Origin of the sequence: Pseudomonas sp. VA159-2, assembly GCF_024126635.1 — a bacterium.
Taxonomy (GTDB): Bacteria; Pseudomonadota; Gammaproteobacteria; order Pseudomonadales; family Pseudomonadaceae; genus Aquipseudomonas; species Aquipseudomonas muyukensis.
In genome coordinates, this window is the sequence record NZ_JAMYBV010000001.1 from 133,970 (window position 1) to 155,490 (window position 21,521).

Annotated in this window: 17 protein-coding genes; 5 read left to right on the top strand and 12 right to left on the bottom strand. The window is 65.4% G+C overall.

Going from position 1 to position 21,521, the window contains the following annotated elements; all coding sequences use genetic code 11:
* The first annotated feature begins 172 nt into the window (after positions 1–172).
* Positions 173–1,021: a carboxylating nicotinate-nucleotide diphosphorylase gene (gene nadC / locus NJG22_RS00545; protein ID WP_253091704.1), complete on the top strand. Its 849-nt coding sequence runs from the start codon at positions 173–175 to the stop codon at positions 1,019–1,021.
* 88 nt (positions 1,022–1,109) lie between these two features.
* Here nadC and trxB read toward each other — a convergent pair whose 3' ends face one another.
* Positions 1,110–2,072: a thioredoxin-disulfide reductase gene (gene trxB / locus NJG22_RS00550; protein ID WP_253091705.1), complete on the bottom strand. Its 963-nt coding sequence runs from the start codon at positions 2,070–2,072 to the stop codon at positions 1,110–1,112.
* 328 nt (positions 2,073–2,400) lie between these two features.
* Here trxB and cysZ point away from each other — a divergent pair, with 328 nt between their 5' ends.
* Positions 2,401–3,129, top strand: a complete 729-nt coding sequence (gene cysZ / locus NJG22_RS00555) for a sulfate transporter CysZ (protein ID WP_253091707.1) — start codon at positions 2,401–2,403, stop codon at positions 3,127–3,129.
* Between the two features lie 144 nt (positions 3,130–3,273).
* Here the strand turns inward: cysZ and NJG22_RS00560 are convergent, their stop codons facing one another.
* A complete protein-coding gene (locus NJG22_RS00560) occupies positions 3,274–4,590 on the bottom strand; it encodes a PAS domain-containing methyl-accepting chemotaxis protein (RefSeq protein ID WP_253091709.1) in 1,317 nt (438 codons plus the stop codon).
* Positions 4,591–4,757: 167 nt separating this feature from the next.
* On the opposite strand from NJG22_RS00560, the gene NJG22_RS00565 reads away from it, so the two are divergent.
* Complete coding sequence (locus tag NJG22_RS00565) at positions 4,758–5,966, top strand: glycosyltransferase family 1 protein (RefSeq protein ID WP_253091711.1); 1,209 nt, start codon at positions 4,758–4,760, stop codon at positions 5,964–5,966.
* Here NJG22_RS00565 and NJG22_RS00570 read toward each other — a convergent pair.
* From NJG22_RS00570 to NJG22_RS00580, 3 genes are all read right to left on the bottom strand, one after another.
* Positions 5,935–7,038: an NADH:flavin oxidoreductase gene (locus NJG22_RS00570; protein WP_253091712.1), complete on the bottom strand. Its 1,104-nt coding sequence runs from the start codon at positions 7,036–7,038 to the stop codon at positions 5,935–5,937. The two genes, NJG22_RS00565 and NJG22_RS00570, sit on opposite strands and share 32 nt — an antisense overlap.
* Before the next feature lie 154 nt (positions 7,039–7,192).
* On the bottom strand, positions 7,193–7,675 hold the full coding sequence (locus NJG22_RS00575) for a glutathione peroxidase (protein ID WP_253091714.1): 483 nt from the start codon (positions 7,673–7,675) through the stop codon (positions 7,193–7,195).
* Between the two features lie 146 nt (positions 7,676–7,821).
* Positions 7,822–8,307, bottom strand: coding sequence for a peptidylprolyl isomerase (locus NJG22_RS00580; protein WP_217850170.1), 486 nt, complete (start codon positions 8,305–8,307; stop codon positions 7,822–7,824).
* Positions 8,308–8,321: 14 nt separating this feature from the next.
* Here NJG22_RS00580 and NJG22_RS00585 point away from each other — a divergent pair, with 14 nt between their 5' ends.
* Both NJG22_RS00585 and pta read left to right on the top strand, forming a co-directional pair.
* Positions 8,322–8,609, top strand: coding sequence for a DUF3565 domain-containing protein (locus NJG22_RS00585; protein WP_253091716.1), 288 nt, complete (start codon positions 8,322–8,324; stop codon positions 8,607–8,609).
* Positions 8,610–8,641: 32 nt separating this feature from the next.
* A complete protein-coding gene (gene pta, locus NJG22_RS00590) occupies positions 8,642–10,732 on the top strand; it encodes a phosphate acetyltransferase (RefSeq protein WP_217850178.1) in 2,091 nt (696 codons plus the stop codon).
* 69 nt (positions 10,733–10,801) lie between these two features.
* Here pta and NJG22_RS00595 read toward each other — a convergent pair whose 3' ends face one another.
* The 7 genes from NJG22_RS00595 to NJG22_RS00625 form a co-directional block, all read right to left on the bottom strand.
* Entirely contained in the window at positions 10,802–11,521 is a 720-nt protein-coding gene (locus NJG22_RS00595; RefSeq protein WP_134690053.1) for an OmpA family protein, read from the bottom strand.
* Between the two features lie 95 nt (positions 11,522–11,616).
* Complete coding sequence (locus NJG22_RS00600) at positions 11,617–12,261, bottom strand: MBL fold metallo-hydrolase (protein WP_253091717.1); 645 nt, start codon at positions 12,259–12,261, stop codon at positions 11,617–11,619.
* Between the two features lie 295 nt (positions 12,262–12,556).
* Entirely contained in the window at positions 12,557–13,249 is a 693-nt protein-coding gene (locus NJG22_RS00605; protein ID WP_253091719.1) for a HAMP domain-containing sensor histidine kinase, read from the bottom strand.
* The gene (locus NJG22_RS00610) at positions 13,246–14,853 is read right to left on the bottom strand and encodes a tetratricopeptide repeat-containing response regulator (protein WP_217850194.1); all 1,608 of its coding nucleotides are present in this window, start codon (positions 14,851–14,853) and stop codon (positions 13,246–13,248) included. The genes NJG22_RS00605 and NJG22_RS00610 overlap by 4 nt, the downstream gene beginning before the upstream one ends.
* Before the next feature lie 150 nt (positions 14,854–15,003).
* Complete coding sequence (locus NJG22_RS00615) at positions 15,004–17,721, bottom strand: LuxR C-terminal-related transcriptional regulator (RefSeq protein WP_253091721.1); 2,718 nt, start codon at positions 17,719–17,721, stop codon at positions 15,004–15,006.
* Between the two features lie 229 nt (positions 17,722–17,950).
* Positions 17,951–19,315, bottom strand: coding sequence for a DUF1329 domain-containing protein (locus NJG22_RS00620; protein WP_217850197.1), 1,365 nt, complete (start codon positions 19,313–19,315; stop codon positions 17,951–17,953).
* A gap of 26 nt (positions 19,316–19,341) precedes the next feature.
* Positions 19,342–21,267 carry a DUF1302 domain-containing protein gene (locus NJG22_RS00625; protein ID WP_253091723.1) on the bottom strand — a complete coding sequence of 642 codons (1,926 nt, stop codon included), beginning with the start codon at positions 21,265–21,267 and terminating at the stop codon, positions 19,342–19,344.
* Positions 21,268–21,521: the final 254 nt, after the last annotated feature.

A 21,521-nucleotide genomic window follows, 5' to 3' on the forward strand; every position in this document is an offset into this window, starting at 1 on the left:
GCGCCATTATCAGGGAAAAAGTTGACAGCTGCTAGCGCGCATTCTTACGCACACAACTGACCCTGCAATCGGCCAAATGCTCACCCGCCCCGACCAAAGGTCATCGGCGCGGCAGCTGTACACGCCGCCCCCCTGCCCTATAATCGCCGGCACCTAGCTTGTGGAGCCGACCATGCCGAACCTACGCCTCGCCGACCTGACCGCCGAAATCGAAGCCAACGTGCGCCGCGCGTTGCTCGAAGACATCGGCAGCGGCGACATCACCGCCCAGCTGATCCCGGCCGAGCGCCTGGCCAAGGCGACCATCATCACCCGCGAGGACTGCGTGATCGCCGGCACGGCCTGGGTGGATGCGGTGTTCCGCCAGCTCGACCCGCGCGTGGCGGTGCACTGGCAGGTGGCGGACGGCGAGCGGGCCACGGCCAACCAGGCGCTGTTCCACCTCGAAGGCCCGGCGCGCTCGCTGCTCAGTGGCGAACGCACGGCGCTGAACTTCCTGCAGCTGCTGTCGGGCGTGGCCACCCGCGCGCGCTTTCTGGCCGACCTGGTCGAGGGCACCCAGGTGCGCCTGCTGGACACCCGCAAGACCCTCCCGGGCCTGCGCCTGGCGCAGAAGTACGCGGTCACCTGCGGCGGCTGCCACAACCACCGCATCGGCCTGTATGACGCCTTCCTGATCAAGGAAAACCACATTGCCGCCAGCGGCGGCGTGGCCGCGGCCGTGACGGCGGCGCACCGCATCGCCCCCGGCAAGCCGGTGGAAATCGAGGTGGAAAGCCTGGATGAGCTGCGCCAGGCGCTGGCCGCCGGGGCCGATATCGTCATGCTCGACGAGCTGAGCCTGGATGAAATGCGCGAGGCAGTGCGCCTCACCGCCGGCAAGGCCAAGCTCGAGGCCAGCGGCGGGGTCAACGAGACCACCCTGCGGGTGATCGCCGAAACCGGTGTGGACTACATCTCCATCGGCGCGATGACCAAGGATGTGAAGGCGGTGGACCTGTCGATGCGACTGAGCCTGTGAGGCACATCGCGCAGATGAAAAAACCGGCATAAAGCCGGTTTTTTTGTACGCCCCGTTCGCCGGCTTGCCGGCGAACGGGGCGCAACGCTTAGAACGCGGCGTTGGCCAGGCCGTCCAGATAACGCTCGACGTCCAGGGCTGCCATGCAGCCGGCGCCGGCCGAGGTGATGGCCTGGCGGTAGACGTGGTCGGCCACGTCGCCGGCGGCGAACACACCTTCGACGTTGGTGGCGGTGGCATTGCCTTCCCGGCCGCCAGCCACCACCAGGTAGCCGTCCTTGAGGGTCAGCTGGCCTTCGAACAGCGAGGTGTTCGGGGTGTGGCCAATGGCGATGAACACGCCGTCGACCTTGATCTCGTCGAAGCTGCCGTCGTTGTTCTTCAGGCGCGCACCGGTCACGCCCATGTTGTCACCCAGCACTTCGTCCAGGGTGGCGTTGAGCTTGAGCTCGATCTTGCCTTCGGCGACACGGGCGTGCAGCTTGTCGACCAGGATCTTCTCGGCGCGGAAGGTATCGCGGCGGTGCACCAGGGTCACCTTGCTGGCGATGTTGGCCAGGTACAGCGCCTCCTCCACCGCAGTGTTGCCGCCACCGACCACAGCCACCGGCTTGTTGCGGTAGAAGAAACCGTCGCAGGTGGCACAGGCCGACACGCCCTTGCCCATGAAGGTTTCTTCCGACGGCAGGCCCAGGTAACGGGCGCTGGCACCGGTGGCGACGATCAGCGCGTCGCAGGTGTAGGTGCCGCTGTCGCCCTGCAGGGTGAACGGCTTGTTGGCCAGGTCGACGGCGTTGATGTGGTCGAAGACGATCTCGGTCTCGAAACGCTCGGCGTGCTCTTGCATGCGCTGCATCAGGGCCGGGCCGGTCAGGCCATGGGGGTCGCCCGGCCAGTTGTCGACTTCGGTGGTGGTAGTCAGCTGGCCGCCGGCCTGCATGCCGGTGATCAGCAGCGGCTTGAGGTTGGCGCGGGCGGCGTAGACCGCGGCGCTGTAACCGGCAGGGCCGGAACCGAGAATGATGACGCGCGAATGACGTACTTCAGACATGTCGAACTCCTGTCGAGCGGGCCGCACGGGGCCGGCATCGGGGTACCGGCTGCGCCAGCTGGAATTAAAACGGACCCACGCAGCACTTGGGGAAGGCTACAACGCGTTGGCCCAAAACCGTAAAAAGATGAGCGCACTGTAGCGAGGCCGCAGAGATTAAGGAAATATCCTTCGACAATCCACCTTATAGACAGTCTCTATGCCCAGCAGCCACCGACAGACATTGTCCTGGCGCATTGTTACAGGCCGTTTCGCCAACGCCCGGCGCCTTTCGTCGGCGCGCCAAACTCGGTAAGGTCAGCGCGTTTTCCTTTTGCGGAGCATTCCGATGCAAGCCCCTGCCCTTTCTGGCCCACAGTACCTGCGCGAAGGCCTGAAACTGGTCCTGAGCCCCAGCCTGCGGCTGTTCGTGCTGCTGCCCCTGGCGGTCAACCTGCTGCTGTTCGGCGGGCTGATCTACTTCGCCGGGCACCAGTTCAGCCTGTGGGTCGATGCACTGCTGCCTACCCTGCCCGACTGGCTGAGCTTCCTCACCTATATCCTCTGGCCGCTGTTCGTGGCGCTGGTGGTGCTGATGGTGTTCTTCACCTTTACCCTGCTGGCCAACGTCATCGCCGCGCCGTTCAACGGTTTCCTGGCCGAGAAGGTCGAGGTGGTGGTGCGCGGCCAGGACACCTTCCCACCGTTCAGCTGGGCCGAACTGCTGGCCATGGTGCCGCGCACCTTCAGTCGCGAAATGCGCAAGCTGGGCTATTTCCTGCCACGGGCCATCGGCCTGTTCATCCTGTCGTTCATCCCGGTGGTCAACGTGATCGCCGCGCCGCTGTGGCTGGTGTTCGGTATCTGGATGATGGCCATCCAGTACATCGACTACCCGGCGGACAACAACAAGATGAGCTGGCAGGACATGCTCGCCTGGCTGCGCAGCAAGCGCTGGCAGTCGATGGGCTTTGGCGGGATCACATACCTGGCGCTGATGATTCCGGGGGTCAACGTGCTGATGATGCCGGCGGCGGTGGCCGGGGCGACGTTGTTCTGGGTGCGTGAACGCACCTGAGCCCCCATAAACCTGTAGGAGCGGCCTTGTGTCGCGAAAGGGCCGCAAAGCGGCCCCGGCGATATCAGCTTGATGCACGAATCCTGGGGGCGCTTCGCACCCCTTTCGCGACACAAGGCCGCTCCTACACAAGCGGTAAGCCGGTCAGTGACTCAGTTGGCTGGAAAACTGCCCCACCGCATCCACCACTTTCTTCGCCCCTTCCTGGATCTCGACGATCACCCCGCCGGTATCGGCAGCCAGGGCCAGCCCTTGCTCGGCCTGGCGCTTGCTGGTGTCGATGATGTCCACCGCCGCCTGGGCCAGTTGCTCGTTCTGCTGCACCACCTTGGCGATCTCCTCGGTGGCGCTGCTGGTGCGCGAGGCCAGTTGGCGCACCTCGTCGGCGACCACGGCGAAACCCCGGCCCTGCTCACCGGCCCGCGCCGCCTCGATGGCGGCATTGAGCGCCAGCAGGTTGGTCTGCCCGGCAATGTCGCTGATGGTCTTGATGATCGCGCCGATCACCTTGGACTGCTTGTCCAGCGCCTGGATACCGTCGGCGGCGTCCTGCATCGACCCTTCCAGGCCACGCATCACCTCGACGGTCTGGGTCACCACGGCGGTGGCCTTGCGCGCGCTGCTGTCGGTCTCCAGCGAAGTGGTGTAGGCGATGTCCGCCGCCTGGGCCACGGCCAGCTCCTGGTTGACCTGGTCGGTGATCACCGTGGCGAACTTGACCACCTTGTAGAGCACGTCGTGGGCATCGATGATCGGGTTGTACGAAGCCTCCAGCCACACCACCCGGCCATGGGCGTCGATACGCTTGAAGCGCTCGGCGACGAACTCGCCACGGCGCAGTTTTTCCCAGAACGCCTGGTAGCCTGCCGAGTTGGCCTCTTCCGGCTCGCAGAATATGCGGTGGGATTTGCCGCGCACCTGCTCCAGGGTGTACCCCATGGTCTGCAGGAAGCGGTCGTTGGCGGTCAGTACCTGGCCGTCGAGGTTGAACTCGATCACCGCGGTGGAGCGCATCAAGGCCTTGATCAGGCTCTCATGCTCGCGGGAGGTCTCGATGGTGCGGGTCAGGTCGCTGGAGTGCAGGGAGAAATACTTGATCCGCCCTTCGCTGTTCTTCACCGGCTGCAGGATCGAACGCAACCAGGCTTCCTCGCCGTTGCCGCGCAATAGGCGGAAAGCGCCGTTGAGGTGCTCGCCACGGGTAATGGCCTGCTTCATGCGCTGGTAGAAGTCGAGCTTCTTCACATGGGGCGGGACAATATCCTCGATATTGCGGCCGACCAGCTGTTCGGCGCGGTACAGCATCTCGGTCTCGAAGTTGCCGTTGACCGACTCGATGCGCCCCTGGGGGTCGAGCTGGAGGACCAGCATCTCGCTGTCCAGGCTGTTCTTGACCTGCTCGATGGACATCAACTCTTCGCGCAGTTGCTGGATTTCTTGCTTCAGTTTGCTGTTGAACATGGCCGCTCTCCCGGAGCGTATTCCTGTAGTCGAATGCAATTGCATCGGCTGCCTGCGCTGAGTTCTTGAGTGCTTTGCAAGGAAATATTCAAACAGCTGAAAGTGCCGAAAATCAGGCGTCATATCCCCGTCACACGGGCGTCACATGGCCGCAGGACACTTTTCCCATGAGCACACCGTCCTTGCGCATCACCCTGGTCAGCGAAACCTTTCCACCCGAGATCAACGGCGTGGCCAACACCCTTGGCCGCTTGAGCGACGGGCTGCGCCAGCGCGGCCACCAGGTAGAGCTGGTCCGCCCGCGCCAGGCCAGCGACATCGGCCCGGGCGAGCCCGAGCAGTTGCTGCTGTGCCGCGGCTGGCCACTGCCCGGTTACCCTGGCCTGCAGTGGGGCCAAGTGTCGATGCACAAGCTGTGGCGGCGCTGGCGCCGGCAGCGCCCGGATGTGCTGTACATCGCCACCGAGGGCCCATTAGGGCTGAGCGCCCTGCGCGCCGCCCGACGCCTCGGGGTGGCGGTGGTCAGTGGTTTTCACACCAATTTCCCGCAGTACTCCGGCCAATACGGCCTAGGCCTGCTGTCGCGGCTGCTGACCCATTACCTGCGCTGGTTCCACCGACGCACCGCGATCACCCTGGTGCCCAGCGCCAGCCAGCGCCTGGAGCTGGAGCGCCGGGGCTTCGAACGGCTCGGGCTGATGGCCCGTGGCGTCGATGCGGCGTTGTTCAACCCGGCTCGGCGCAGCCAGGCCCTGCGCGAACAGTGGGGCTTGGCTGCGGACGAGATTGCCGTGCTGCACGTCGGCCGCCTAGCGGCGGAAAAGAACCTGGCGCTGCTGAGCCCCTGCATGGCGGCGCTGCAACGAAGTTATCCACACAAGCGCCTGCGCCTGGTGATCGTCGGGGAGGGCCCCTCACGCGCCCAGCTCGAGCAGCAACTGCCCGCTGCGCTGTTCTGTGGCGCACAGCGGGGCGAGGTGCTGGCCGAGCACTACGCCAGTGGCGACCTGTTCCTGTTCCCAAGCCTGACCGAGACCTTTGGCAACGTGGTCCTCGAGGCCATGGCCTCGGGCCTGGCCGTGGTCGCCTACGACGAGGCCGCCGCCGCCCAGCATATCCGCCACGGCCACAACGGGGCCCTGGCCATGCCCGGGGACCAGGCCGCGTTCATCGACGCCGCCTGCTGGCTACTGGAAGAAGACGAAACCCTGCGCCGGGTGCGCCTGAATGCGCGCCAGCACGCCAGTCGCCAGGGCTGGCCGGCGATCATCGAACAGTTCGAGGGCTACCTGCACGGCGCCTGCCGCGGCGTACACGCCCCGGATACGCCGGCGCCGCTGCTGGTCAAGCCAGGGTCGTCAGCGCCTGGCGGCTGAACGGCAGTACCTCGGCCTCGCGGCCATCGCGCACCTTTTGCGCCCACTGTGCATCCACCAGCAACGCGCGGCCCACAGCCACCAGGTCGAACTCCTGATCCTGCAAGCGGCGCAGCAGCCCCTCCAGGCTGGCCGGCTTGGCCACCTTGTCGGTGTCGACCATGAACTGCAGGAACTCACCGTCCAGACCGACGCTGCCCACGGTAATGGTCGGCTTGCCGGTCAGAAGGCGCGTCCAGCCGGCCAGGTTTAGCGTGCTGCCCTCGAACTCCGGCTCCCAGAAGCGACGGGTAGAACAGTGGAAGATATCCACACCCGCCTCGCTCAGCGGCTTGAGAAATGCCGCCAGCGCTTCGGGGGTGTGCACCAGGCGGGCGTTGTAGTCCTGCTGCTTCCATTGCGAGAAGCGCAAGATAATCGGGAAGTCCGGGCCTACCGCGGCGCGCACCGCCTGGATCAGCTCGATGGCGAACCGCGAGCGCGACGCCAGGTCGCCGCCGTACTCATCGTCGCGGCGATTGCTGGCCTCCCAGAAGAACTGGTCGATCAGGTAACCGTGGGCACCATGGATCTCCACCCCGTCCATGCCGATGGCCTGGGCGTCGCGCGCGGCCTGGGCGAAAGCCGCGATGACCTCGCGGATATCGGCGTGGCTCATCCCCTGCACCAGCACCTTGCCGTCCTTCTCCTTGCCGCTCGGGCCGTGGCCCGGCACGCTGCCATCGGGCTCGGTGCCCAGGCGCCGGACGCTGCCCACGTGCCACAGCTGCGGCACGATGCGCCCGCCCTCGGCGTGCACGGCATCGACTACCCGCTTCCAGCCGGCCAGGGCATCCTCACCGTGGAAGCGCGGCACGTTGGGGTAGCCGTTGGCGGCCTTGTGGCCGACCGTGGTGCCCTCGGTGACGATCAGCCCGACACCGGCAGCGGCACGGCAGCGGTAGTACTCGACCACGCCGTCATGGGGCACGCCGCCGGGGCAGAAGGTACGGGTCATCGGCGCCATCACCACGCGGGTCGGCAGCTCGAGGCTACCCAGGGTGAAGGGCTGGAACAGTGGGTTGCTGGACATGCGGCGCTCCCGACACGGATGAGGAAATGTGCCAGAGCTTAGGGGCAGCGCGAGAGCCGGCCCAGCATTATTGATTGGGGTGATTGGCGGGTATCGCAGGATGACGGGCAGGCTTCAGCGCGGGGCGAGCCCGCTTTCACGGGCCGGCCCGCACTCAGGCCAGGGCCTTCTCGATGGCCTGCACCACCGCCGGGTCATCCGGGGCGGTACGCGGGGCGAAACGGGCCAGAACGCGGCCATCCTTGCCCACCAGGAACTTTTCGAAGTTCCAGGTGATGTCACCCGGGAACTCCGCGCCCTCGCCTGCCAGCAGGCGATACAACTGATGGCGCTCATGGCCGTTGACCTCGAGCTTGGCCCCCAACGGGAAGCTCACCCCATAGTTGAGGCTGCAGAAGTCCTGGATCTCCTTGTCGCTGCCCGGCTCCTGGCCGGCGAACTGGTTGCACGGCAGGCCGAGCACGTTGAAGCCCTGGCCCTTGTACTGCTGGTACAGTTTTTCCAGCGACGCGTATTGCGGCGTCAGGCCACACTTGGAGGCGACATTGACCACCAGCACCACCTGGCCCTTGAACGGGGCAAGGGGCAGGTCCTGGCCGTCCAGCGCCTTCAACGTCAGGTCGTGAAATGCACTCATGATGAAATCCCCTCTCAGGTTGCCAAGTGTCGCTGGGGCGAATCCCGCCCACTAAAAAGGCGCACGGCCAAACCGTCCACCCTCCCGAGGAGGGCAAGTCCGGCTTGCCCGAGCGCCTGGCGACTCTCTGAGCTTAGCGCAGAAAATCAGTGGTGATGGCCACCTTCACCGTGGATGTGACGGTGAGCGATTTCTTCTTCGCTGGCCTCACGCACGTCGACAACCTTGACCTTGAAGTTCAGGCGCTGGCCGGCCAGCGGGTGGTTGCCGTCGACGGTCACGTCGTCGCCGTCGATGTCGCGGATGGTGACGATCTGCATCTGGCCGTCCGGCGCCGAGGCGTGGAACTGCATGCCGACTTCCAGTTGGTCGACGCCTTCGAACATCTTGCTGCTCAGGGTGCTGACCAGTTCGGCCGAGTACTCGCCGTAGGCGTCTTCCGGCTCGATGGCCACGGTCAGCTCGTCGCCGGCCTGTTTGCCTTCCAGGGCTTTTTCCAGGCCCGGGATGATGTTGGCGGCACCGTGCAGGTAGACCAGCGGCGCACCACCGGCGGAGCTGTCGATGACCTCACCTGCGTCGTTGGTGAGGGTATAGTCGATGGAGACAGCCTTGTTGGCGGCGATCAGCATGGGGGCGAGACCTTTTGCAAAAGAATGTAGAGCGCACCAGTGTAACCAACGCACCGCATGATTGCGAACGCGGCTCGGACGATACACGGCCCATCAGTCGGATCATCGGCTTCCATCAGGACGAGGAAAGTCACTGGGTGGTCGAGCTGTCCTGCGGGCACACCCAGCACCTGCGCCATCAACCGCCCTGGCAGGCCCGCCCCTGGGTACTCGACGCCGACCAGCGCGCGCGCCGCATCGGCCAGGCATTTGCCTGCGGCTGGTGCGCTCAGGGTGCGGTTAGCGATACCCTTGGCCGTTGAATTCCTTGCACCGCTTATTTCGAGAAGCACGCATGCAGACATTTTTCATCGCGCCGACCGACTTCGGCGTCGGCCTGACCTCCATCAGCCTGGGCCTGGTTCGTACCCTCGAACGCGCCGGGCTGAAGGTCGGTTTCTTCAAGCCGATCGCCCAGCCACACCCCGGCGACACCGGCCCGGAACGCTCCAGCGAACTGGTCGCCCGCACCCACGGCATCAAGCCGCCCACCCCGCTGAGCCTGGCCCATGTCGAGCGCATGCTCGGTGACGGCCAGCTCGACGAACTGCTCGAACAGATCATCCGCCTGTACCAGCAAGCCTGTGTCGGCAAGGACGTGGTGGTGGTCGAGGGCATGGTGCCGACCCGCCACGCCAGCTATGCCGCGCGGGTCAACCTGCACCTGGCCAAGAGCCTGGATGCCGAGGTGATCCTGGTGTCGGCGCCGGAAAACGAAGTGCTCAGCGAGCTGTCCGGCCGTGTCGAGCTGCAGGCCCAGCTGTTCGGCGGCCCGCGCGACCCGAAGGTGCTCGGGGTGATCCTCAACAAGGTGCGCACCGAGGAGAGCATGGCCGAGTTCGCCACCCGCCTGCGCGAGCATTCGCCGCTGCTGCGCGGCAACGACTTCCGCCTGCTCGGCTGCATTCCCTGGCAGGCCGAGCTCAACGCCCCGCGTACCCGCGACGTGGCCGAACTGCTCGGCGCCCAGGTGCTCAACGCCGGTGACTACGACCAGCGGCGCATGAACAAGATCATCATCTGCGCGCGCACCGTGGCCAACACGGTGCCGCTGCTGACCTCCGGCACCTTGGTGGTGACCCCGGGCGATCGCGACGACATCATCCTCGCCGTGTGCATGGCAGCAATCAACGGCGTGCCCCTGGCCGGGCTGCTGCTGACCAGCGACAGCAAGCCCGACCCGCGCATCCTCGAGCTGTGCCGTGGCGCCCTGCAAGCGGGCCTGCCGATCCTGTCGGTGAGCACCGGTTCGTTCGACACGGCCAACCAGCTCAATTCGCTGAACCGCGAGATCCCGGTGGACGACCGCGAACGCGCCGAATTCATCACCGACTTCGTCGCCAGCCACCTGGACACCGCCTGGCTGCACCAGCGCTGCGGCACGCCGCGCGAGTTGCGCCTGTCGCCGGCGGTGTTCCGCTACCAGCTGATCCAGCGCGCCCAGCAGGCCAACAAGCGCATCGTCCTGCCCGAAGGCGCGCAGCCGCTGCTGGTGCAAGCCGCCGCGCTGTGCCAGGCCCGTGGCATCGCCCGCTGCGTGCTGCTGGCCAAGCCCGAGGAAGTCGAGGCGGTGGCCCGGGCCCAGGGCATCAGCCTGCCGCCGGACCTCGAAGTGCTCGACCCGGAGCTGATCCGCGGGCGCTACGTCGAACCGATGGTCGACCTGCGCAAGAGCAAGAACCTCAATGCGCCGATGGCCGAGCAGCAACTGGAGGACCCGGTGGTGATCGGTACCATGATGCTCGCCCTGGGCGAGGTCGATGGCTTGGTCTCGGGCCTGGTGCACTCCACCGCCAACACCATTCGCCCGGCCCTGCAACTGATCAAGACCGCCCCCGGCAGCAGCCTGGTGTCGTCGGTGTTCTTCATGCTGTTCCCCGACCAGGTGCTGGTCTACGGCGACTGCGTGATGAACCCGCACCCCAGTGCCGCGGAACTGGCCGAAATCGCCCGGCAGAGCGCGGAGTCGGCCGAGTCGTTCGGCATCGCCGCGCGGGTGGCGATGCTCAGCTACTCCAGCGACTCGGCAGCCAGCGACGAGGAAGTGGAAAAGGTCCGCGAGGCCACGCGCCTGGCGCAACAGGCCGAACACGACCTGTTGATCGACGGGCCGTTGCAGTACGACGCCGCCGCCAACCCGGAAATCGCCCGGCAGCTGGCGCCGGCGAGCCCGGTCGCCGGGCGCGCCACGGTGTTCGTGTTCCCCGACCTGAACACCGGCAACACCACCCACAAGGCGGTGCAGCGCAGCGCCGACTGCGTCAGCCTCGGGCCGATGCTGCAAGGCCTGCGCAAGCCGGTCAACGACCTGCCCCGCGGGGCGCAGGTGGACGACATCGTGCATACCATTGCGCTGACGGCCATTCAGGCCAGCACCGTGCGCTAACGCATCGCGGGGCAAGGCGCATCGGCGCACCGCTGCGACTTGCCCCGCGATCGGTTACAGCCCGGCGACTTAAGGGTACTGCTGCACGGTGCCTTGCTGGTCATACTGCTGACCCGGGATCGGCTTGAGGTTCACTTCGACCCGACGGTTCTGGGCACGGCCATTGGCATCGGCGTTGCTGGCGATCGGTTGGTCCGGGCCCATGCCACGCACGCTGACCCGCGACGGATCGACCCCCTGGGAGGTCAGGTAGGTGCTGACCGCCTGGGCACGGCGCTGGGACAGGTCCATGTTGTGCTGGCGGCTGCCGGTGCTGTCGGTGAAGCCGACCACCTCGATGGTATTCTGGTTGAACTGCTTGAAGGAACCCGCCAGGTTGTTCAGCGGCGCATAGAAGCTGGGGGAAATGTTCGCCGAATCGGTGGCGAAAGTGATGTTGCCCGGCATGATCAGCTTGATCTGGTCGCCCTGGCGCTGCACCTCGACGCCGGTGTTGGCCATCTTCGCCCGCAGCTCGGCTTCCTGCTTGTCGGCGTAGTAGCCATAGCCCGCCGCGGCGGCACCTACCGCAGCGGCGCCGATCAACGCCCCCTTGCCACGGTTGTTGTGGTCGATGGCGGCACCGGCGATGGCGCCGGCCAGCGCACCGAGGCCACCGTACTTGGCGGTCTTGCTCATCCCTGTGGAGCCCTGCGCCTGGCCCTGGCTGTCGTAGGGGTTGGGGCTGGCACAACCGGACATCAGGGCGGCGGCGGTAGCGACGATAATCAGACGACGCATGGTGAACATGGACAAGCTCCTACTGAAATTCATTAGTGCAACGGATCACATACGGATCTATGCCAGCCTTGGATTACAGCGCAGCGGAAAAATTCCATGAAACCTCAGGCACGCACGAACGGGTTCTCGCGCATTTCCTCGCCGAGGCGGGTGTCCGGGCCATGGCCGGTCACCACGATGGCCTCTTCATCCAAGCGGTACAGCCGCTCCTTGATGGAACGAACGATAGCCCGCTGATCGCCGCCCCACAAATCGGTACGCCCGACGCCACGGCGGAACAAGGTGTCGCCGGCGATCAGCAGCTTGTGCTCGGCGAACCAGAAGCTCATCGAGCCCGGCGTATGCCCTGGCGTGTGCAGGGCCACGCCGCAGCCACAGGCCAGCTCCTCGTCGTCGGCCAGCCAACGGTCCGGCGACGGCACCGGGGTGTAGGGCATGCCGAACATCTGGCATTGCATCTCGAGGTTGTCCCACAGCGGCTGGTCGGCCTTGTGCAGGTGCAGCGTGGCGCCGGTCAGCGCCTTGAGCTTGCCCGAGGCGAGGAAGTGATCGAAATGGGCATGGGTGTGGATGATGCTCACCAGGGTCAGGCCATGGTGCTGCAGGCGGGCGAGGATCTTCTGCTCGTCACCGCCTGGGTCGACGACGATGGCCTTCTTGCTCAGCGGGTCGCCGATCAGGGTGCAGTTGCACTGCAACGGGCCGACGGGGAAGGTTTCGCGAATGAGCGCTGTCGCAGAATTTGCCATGAAAGGATAACCAATTACTCGAATAGTGTTTGAACGCGGGCCAGCGCATCCAGGACGGCCGCTTCGGGAACAGACTCGATACGCTTGGCGTTTCTCGCCTCCAGATCAACGATACGTATCTGGTTGCATAGCATGAAGTAGAAACCCTCCCAGCGATAGCAAGTGAAATGTAGAGAACAGGTATCTACACTGCCACGCCTCCAACGCCCAAGAAAGACCACTTGAGACCAGTGGGAAGCGCCTTACTTGATCTTGGGACGCGATCCCAGTTTGGCGACAAAGCACAACACCGACATCAAGGCAAATACAAGCGGAACAACCCGCCCCCCAGCGCCCCGCCGTTGGCAATCTCGATCCGCCCGCGCACGCCGTTGCGCTCATGCAAGGCGGCAATCCGCGCCGCGAAGTACAGGCCCAGGCCAGTGCTGCCGCTCTGCGAATCGATACCCTGCACGTAGTCATGCTGGCGCTCGAGCATGCGCTGTGGATAACCGGTGCCGTCGTCGTTGACGCTGATCACCAGTTGCTCGCCCTCTTCCTCGATGCTGATCAGCAGGGCATGACCGGCATACCGGATGGCATTGGTCAGCACGTTGGCCACCACCGAGGCGACCAGTTCGCGGTCGAAGAAGCCCAGCGGGCTTTGCGTCTCGATGCGCCAGGTGGCCAGGATGTCGCGGTGCTTGATCACGTCTTGCTGGGCGGCGAGCTGGGCTTCGATGAAATCGTCCAGTTCGTGGTAGTCCGGGCAGATCGGCAGCTGGTTGACCCCCAGCTTGTACAGGCCCAGCAACTGCACGAGCATGCCATTCAGGTGACTGAGTTCATGCTCCACCACGCCCTGCTCGGTACCGCCGCGCAGTTCCTCGGGCAGGCGCGCCAGCCACTGGCTGTGGGCATGGGTCAGCGCCGACAGGGAGTTCTTCAGGTCATGCACGGTGGAGGCGATCACCGTGGAGAAATCCAGCCCCTGGTTATCCTGGTTCATGCGCCGAACACCCGGATGTGCAGTTTGCGGTAGCGGTCGTAGCGGCTGTCGCTGCTGGGAATGCCCGCCACGCTGGTCAAGCAGTCGCGGCACTCCTGCATCAGCGTCGGCGGCGGTGTTTCACCACCGATGCGCAACAAGGCCTGGGCGGTGTTCAGGGCGATACTGATGTTCTTCGGTTGCAGCGACAGCGCCTTGCGGAACATCCCCAGCGCCTCGTTGAGCTGGCCGCCCTGGTAACTGCGCACGCCCTGGCGGTTGAGGTCGACCGCCTCGGTGACGGCGCCGAGCACGGCCGGATCGTCGGTGAGCTTGGCCACGCTCTGCATGACCTTGGGATCGTCACCGTAGGTTTCCACGCAGCCCTTGAGAATCGAGGTACCCGCTGCATCCTGGCCCAGTTGCTGCAACTGCTTGGCCACGGTCAGCGCGGCCTCGACCGAGAAGAACTGGTCCATCTTTTCCAGGCGCTGCATGGCCTGTTCGGTCAGCTTCGCGGCGGTGTCCGGGTCACCGGCCTGCTGCAGGCTGGCCGCCTTCATCAACCGCGCGCGCACTTGCAGGCCCTGGTCCTCGACATTTTCCTTGGCCACTTCGCTGAGCACGGTGTTGATCTCGACCCGAGTACGGGCATCGAGGCCATTGCCGGCGTTCTTGTTCATCAGCGCCTGGACCAGGCCCAGGTTGCTTTCGGCATCCTTGTAGCGCGAGCTCTGCCCCTGGTTCACCGCGTGGCGGTAGGCCTTGGACGCGCTCTCGAAATCGGCGTTGTCCAGCGCCAGCTTACCCAGCGCGGCCTGGCGGCGCACAGCCAGCGGCGACAGGCGCACGGCCTCCTCGAGCATGTGCTGGGCGCGCTTGCTCTCGCCCTGGGCCACCAGTACTTCGGCCATGCCGTCGTACAGGTTGGGCATGATCGGGAAGGCTTTGAGCGCCTGCTCGTAGACACCTTGCGCCTGGGCATTCTGCCCGCGCTTGTGCAACAGGCTGCCCAACGCCGCGTACACCCAGGGTTGCGGCCGGCTGGCGAGGATGTTCTGCAGGAACTTCTCCAGTTCGTCGAAGCGGTTGAGGTCGCGCAGGGCGTCGGCCCGGTAGCGCAGGCACAGCGGCGCGAAACGCGGGTCCTTCTTGCACAGCTCGGCACAGGCGCCGAGCACCTCGGCCGGGCGGCCGCGGTCCAGGGCCTGGAGAATCGGCTTGAGCAGGGTCTTGCGCTGGGTCAGTTTCTCCAGGCGCTGGGCAAGCCCGACCCGGTTGAAAGGTTTGGTCAGGTAGGCATCGGGCTCGTGCTCGATGGCGCTGAGCACGATGGACTGGCTGCTTTCGGCAGTGACCATGATGAACACGCACTCATGGCTGATCAACTTGTCGATGATCAGGTCTTCGAGCACCTGCTGGCCGTTCTTCTTGCCATCGCCCAGGTGGAAGTCCTGGAGAATGAAGTCGTAGCGCTTCTGCCCGCACATGCGCAACGCCTGTTCGCCACTGTCGGCCGTGTCGACATCGCGCACGCCGAGCTCCCGGAGCATGGAGCGGGTCGACGTACGGAAGTCGGTGTAGTCGTCGACGATCAGAAAGCTTTTTTGCCCGTACTGCAGCATCAACACGACCTGTACTGGAAGAAGAGGGAAAGTGGCGCGAAGCGATACATGCCGCCGAGACCTTTATCGGCAGCGGGTCGGAAAAGATGAGTGCGGCACGCCAGGGCCTGGAAGTGGCTCAAGGCCACTATTTTATCGCCGTGCGTGCCTTCAGGCCAACAGGCCGAGCGATTTGGCCCGGGCCACCGCCTGGGTACGGCGCTCGACCCCCAGCTTGCTGTTGATGTGGCTGGCGTGGGTCTTGACGGTGTGCAACGAGATGAACAACTGCTCGCTGATCTGCTGGTTGGAGCAGCCTTGGGCAATCAGTTCCAGCACCGCCAGCTCACGGCCGCTCAAGGCCTCGGCGATCACCGGCAGGCTGGGCGCCGACTCGGGCAGCCGCGCCAGCAAGTCGTCCTGCACGGCGCAGGGTGCGCGCGCCAGCAACTGCTCGCGCAGCCACTGGGGTTGATCATCCAGCAGGCGCTGGAACGCTTGCTGGGCGCCACCCTGGGCAGCCTCCAGGGCCTGGGTCAGCAGTTTCGCGGCCTCGGCTTCGCGGCCTTGCTCGAGCACCAGTTGAATGAGCTGGCACAGGGCACTGACCACCAGGGTCATCCCGCCGCTGGCCCGCCCCCGCTCGACCAAGGCACCAAGGCGCGCCTCGGCATCGTGCGGGCGCTCCAGCACCCGCTCCAACAGCGCCTGCTGCAATTCGATGTGCAGCGGTAACAGGGGGTGGAATTCGGGCGCCGCCGCGGGCTGCTCGCCGCCATAGGTCTGGCCGAGACGCGTCAGCCACGACTCGGCCAGGTCGGTGCGGCCCTGGGCCAGCCACAACTCGCATTTCACCAGGGTGATCATGGCCAGGTAGAAGATCGGCGGCACGTCCCAGATGTGCATCAGCCGCTCGGCCTCGGCCAGCTCGGCGAACGCCTCGGCGAAGCGCCCCTCGCGGCCGTCGAGCGAGGCGATCACGCAGTGCCCGATCAGCACGCTGATGTCTCGGCAACTGCGCGCCTCGCTCAAGCCTGCCCGCAACCGGGTACGCCCCGGCCCCGACTGCAGGCGCGCAGCCAGCAGGTAGCCTTCGTACAGGGTGAGGCGGGCGCGCACCGCATACAGGCGTTGCCCGGATAACCCCTGCAAGCGCTGCAAGCCCTGGCGCACCTCCTCCAGCGCCCGCAGGACCTCGCCACGGGCATGCAGCACCCTGGCCCGATCATAGTGGGCCAGCGCTTCGAACAACGGATTACCGACCCGCTGGGCCAGCTCGAGGGCCTCGCGGTTCCAGCCCCGCGCGCGCCAGAAGTCGCCATCGGCAATGGCCAGGTTGGACAAGGTCGACAGGCACACCAGGCGCTGTCCATAGCGCTTGCAGGGCAAGCTTTGCAGCGCTTCGCCGCAATAGGCCAAGGTGCGCGCACGATCACCGCGGCCACGGGCGATCACCCCGCTCAGGGCCAGCCACTGGGCCAGCATCGATTTCTGCGCGGTGGCCGAAGGGGCTGGCAGGAAGCGGCTCAGGTAGGCCGCCAGCTCCTCGGCGGCATCGAGCTGGCAGGCCAGGCCCAGTGCCCAGCTGTACAGCACGATCAGCCGTGGCGTGCTGATCAGCAGGCTGTCGGGCAGGTCCATTTTCCAACGCAGTAGCATGCCGACGTTCTGTTCGGCCAGCAGTTGCTCTTCCGACAGGCTCTGTACCAGGTCGGCCGCCACATCCAGATGGCCGGCGCGCAGCGCCTGCTCCACCGCCTCGTCGAGCAGGCCCTGGCCCTCGAACCAGCGACAGGCGCGCAGATGCAGCCCGGCGAGCGGCTCGCTGGCCTGGCGGCTGCGCAGCAGGTCGGAGAACAAATGGTGATAGCGGAACCAGGTGCCATGCTCGTCGAGCGGTACCAGGAACACCTGGTGGGCCTGCAGGTAGCGCAGTACCTCGGCGCTGTCGTGCCGCTCGCGCAGCGCATCGCACAGTTCGGCGCAGAAGCGCTCCTGGCAGGCGGTGTCGTAGAGGAAGGCCTGGACCGCTGCGGGCAGGATCTCGATCACTTCTTCGAGCAGATAATCGCGGATCAGCCCCTCGCCCCCGTGCAAGGCCTGGGGCAAGGCATGGTCGTCACCCGACTCGCTGGCGGCCAGTTGCCAGAAGCGCAGGCCAGCCACCCAGCCGTCACTGCGCTGGATCAGGTTGTCGAGGGCCTGGCCGCGCAAACCGGTGGGCTGGCGGCCGATCACCGCCAGCGCTTCGTCCGGGGTCAGGCGCAAGTCCTGCTCATTGAGCTCGACCAGTTGCCGCGACAGGCGCAGACGCGCCAGGTGCCAGTCGGGGCGCTGACGGCTGGTGACCAGCAGCACCAGCCCGGGCGGCAGGTGGTTGAGGAAAAACTGCAGGCAGCGGTCGAGTACCGGCCCCTGGGCCAGGTGGTAGTCGTCCAGCACCAGCAGCAACGGCGTGTCGGGTTGCAGGTAGAGCGCCAGCTCATCGAGCAGGCCGTCGAGCCACTCTTCGAAGGCGAACGGTTGATGGCGCTGGCGCATCTTCAATAGGCCCAGGGCCTGCCCGCCGAGGGCCGGGCAGAACTGTTGCAGGCCCTCGAGCAGCCGCTCGAGGAAACGCCCCGGGTCGGCATCGCGCAGGCTCAGGCCCAGCCACAAACTGCGCCAGTGGCTGGGCAGCGCCTGGCAGAACTCGATGGCCAGCGAGCTCTTGCCAAACCCGGCCGGGGCGTTCACCAGCAACAGACGCCCCTCCAGGCCGCTTTGCAAGCGCTGGCACAGGCGTGCGCGGGGCACATGCGCCTCCGGCAGGGGCGGGCGGAAGAAACGCCCGTCCAGCAGACCCAGGGCCTGGCTGGCGACTCCATGCGTACGGGACAAGTCTGTCATGGCCGGCTCGTTCTGATTGGAGTAATGCGGCGGGTACGGATGCTTGCGAGACTAGCGGCAAACGCCGCGCATTTGAAGATGATGCTGGGCCTTTGGCCCAAAAAGACTACAACAAAACGAAACAACGCCAAGGATGCGTGCCGAGGATGCCTGCCGAGGGCGCGGGAACAGAAACGCCCCGGCAAGCCGGGGCGTTCTGGGGGATCACACGGAGTGGACAGCGATCAGTTCAACGCACACCTGCCTGGCGCAGGGCCGCCGGCTGGAAGTCAGCCTTGCTGGCGCTGAAGCCGAAGTTGTACGCGCTCTTTTCTTCGTTCTTCATGCCCAGTGCCAGGTAACGGCCCGATTGCAGGTCGTAGATGGCTTCCAGGGTGTACCACGGCACCTGCACGTTGTAGTACGGCTGGGCATGGGCTTCCGATACGCGCCACAGCTGGTTGCGACCGTCGTACTGGTCGATCACCGCAGCCTGCCAGGTGTCCTCGTCGATGTAGAAGTCACGCTTGGCGTAGATGTGCCGCTGGCCTGGCTTCAGGGTCGCGACCACATGCCACACGCGGCGCAGCTCGTAACGCGCCAGGTCTTGGTTGATGTGCCCGGCCTTGATGATGTCGGCATACTTGAGCTTCGGATCATCCAGCTTGTAGGCGTTGGAGGCGATGTACATCTCCTTCTTGCCTTCGAGCTTCCAGTCGTAGCGGTCCGGCGCGCCGTTGTACATGTCCAGGTTGTCGGAAGTCCGCAGGCCGTCGGCAGCGGTCCCCGGGCCGTCATAGGACACCTGCGGCGCCTGGCGTACACGACGCTGGCCGGCGTTGTAGATCCACGCCTTGCGCGGTTCCTTGACCTGGTCGAGGGTCTCGTGGACCAGCAGCACGGTACCGGCCAGGCGCGCCGGCGCGGTCACTTCCTGCTTGAAGTAGAACAGGATGTTGCCGGGGTTGGCCGGGTCGTAGTCCTTCATCTTGTCGCGGAAGACGAACTGGTCCTGGAAATACACCAGGCTGTAGGAGCCATTCTGCTGCGGGGTGGCCTGGGTGACCAGGCGGGTCACGCTGCCGCCGCGGTAGCGGGTGATGTGGTTCCAGATCACTTCCAGGCCGTCCTTGGGAATCGGGAACGGAATGGCGGTGCGGAAGTTCTCCAGGCCGTTGCCGCCGGCGACCAGGGTGGTCTTGGTGGCGTTTTCCTTGATCGCGGCGAACACCTCGTCCGGCGCGGTGGCGCCGCGGTGGGTCTTGTACACCGGGAGCTTGTAGCTGTCCGGGTAGCGCTTGAGCATGGCCAGCTGGCCTGGCGAGAGCTTGTCCTTGTACTGCTCGGCGTTTTGCGCGGTGATGGTGAACAGCGGCTTCTCAGTGCCATAAGGGTCCGCCAGGAAGCCCTTGCTGTCAGCGCTGCCAGCGCTCTTGGACAGCGGTTCCCACGGGCCGATCGAGCCATCGGCGTTACCGGCCTTCTCCGCGCCCATCGGCGTGAGCGACGCGCCCAGCTTGGCCGCCTGGTCGGCGGAAACCGCAGCCATGACGCTGGTCGCCAGCAGGGACATGCCCAGTACACCGGCCTGCAGCAGACGTGTGGTCATTTTCATTCTGTTGTCGTCCTGGATCAAAGTGCTTAGAAGTTCACGCCGAAGCTGAGGGCGACGAAGTCGCGATCATCCACGGTGGTGTACTTGCCATCGAAGAAGTTGGTGTACGACAGGCTCGCCGTGTAGGTGTTCTGGTACTCGGCGTCCAGGCCCAGGCTGACCGCCTTGCGGCCTTCCTCGAAGTTGCCGCCAGGGCCCGGCGAGTAACCGTCGACGTCATGGGACCAGGCCACGCTTGGGCGCAGGTTCACGCCGGCGAAGACGTTGTTGTAGTCCCAGATGGCACGTACGCGATAACCCCAGGAGTCGGACGTGGTGAAACCGTCGTTCTCGCAGTAGCGCGAAAGGTTGTTCTGCGGGGCGCCGGCCAGCGTGGTGGCGTTGAGGCTCTGGCAACGACCGCCAGGCAGCGGGCCAGGCCCGTAGACCGGGTCACGGCCGTAGCGCATCTTGGAGGTGCTTTCCAGGCCGCCCACATGGGTCCAGCCGACCTCGCCGACCATGGTCAGACGCTCGGCGCCCATGACCTGGTCGAAGAAGTGGGTGAACGTGGTTTGCAACTGGGTGATTTCCTTGCGGCGATAGCCCGCTTGGTCGGTGTCCGGGATGCCCTTGAGCACCGAGGCGTTGGGGTCGAGCGGGGTCAGGCCCGAATACAGGATATCGGTGGTGTTCAGTTGCACCGGGGCATTCGGCCGATAGCTGATTTCGCCGCTCCAGGCCGTGCCGGTGGGCAGGGTGGTGGAGAAGCTCAGGCCGTACAGGCGAATGTCTTCCGGGTACTCGACGTAGTAGCTGGAGTTACCGGCCACATACAGGGGCATGAGTTGCTGCAGCAGGGCCGGGTTGGTGGCGGCACCGGCCGGCACCCCGGCACGGACCAGCGCGCCGGCCAGGTTGGCTGGGTTGTAGAAGCGGGCCGCGGCGCCACGGCCACTGAAGATCGGCGCACGGCTGTGGTAGTTCATGAAGTAACCGCCGAACTCGGTGTTAAGCGGTTCGTACATGTAACGCAGCGCCAAGCCGAACTGGCCGCTGTCGCGGGCGTCACGGTCCGGGCCACGACGCACGATCACGCCTTCATCCGGCGAGCCCCAGCTGACGCCCTGTCCCTGCAAGGCACGCATGGTCGGCCCGGCCAGCGCCCCCAGGCGCCCGGCCACGGCCGACTGCTTGGCCAGTACTGCCAGGTTGTTGTCGCAACCATCGGCGATCACGTCTGGCTGCGAGAAGAAGGTGCCGCAGTTGTCGACGACGGTCTGGTCCCACTCGATCTGGTAGAAGCCTTCGGCGGTCAGGTTGTCGGTCAGGCTCTGCGACAGGTAGAACATGTTGACGGGGATCAGGCCTTCCTTGATCTCCGCGCCCGGGCGACGGAATGCCGAGACATCGATGGGGTTGATGGAGTTGATGCCGCCACCGATGAAGGTACTTTCGCCCCAGCTCACCACCTGCTTGCCGAAGCGCACGGTGCCTGGCAGATCGGCGATGGAGTAGTTGTGATAGACGAAGGCGTCGAGGATCTGGGCGCCCGAGGACTTCGCGCCCTCCTTGCGGTTGGAGTCGCTGATGTCCTTGAACTCGCGGCCTTCGTCCTTGAGTTCGAAGTCATACCAGTACTTGCCGCGGACGAACACGCCGGTGTCGCCGTACTTGAGCTCGAGGTCGTGGATACCCTTGAAGATCTTCGAGAAGGTCTCGCCTTTCTTGAAGTTCAGGTGGCCGTCGTCGGAGGTCTGCGACAGCCCCCTGCCGCCGTTGTTGGCCCCGATGAGGTTCTTGTTGGGGTTGGCCGTCGACCAGCTGGCGCCGATGGAGAGCGACGAGTCGAACTGGCCTTCGATTTCCCCGATGTTGAAGCTGACAGCGAAAGCAGGACTTGCGAGCGTAGAAGCGAGGCTGACGGCCAGGGGCAGACGTGCCCGGCGCCAGAACGGGTTTGCAGATGTCATCGACGCTACTCCATGTACTTTTTTGTTATGGCAGTGAGTCCTTTCAGAAACGGCTCGAGCGCCTGGCCAAGCAGGCTCTTGCCCAAGGCGCCACGCACAAGGCGCGCGGTGCCCTCCCCCATTCCTGAAAATCCCCTGACCCGACTATAGCCAGCGGTCACAGGTGCTTGATCCCTCTAAAGTGTGATTTGCACCCCCTGCAGGGTGGCCCACCGCGAATGGCCGCCCTGTGTGCCGGCAGTGCTCAAGCATGG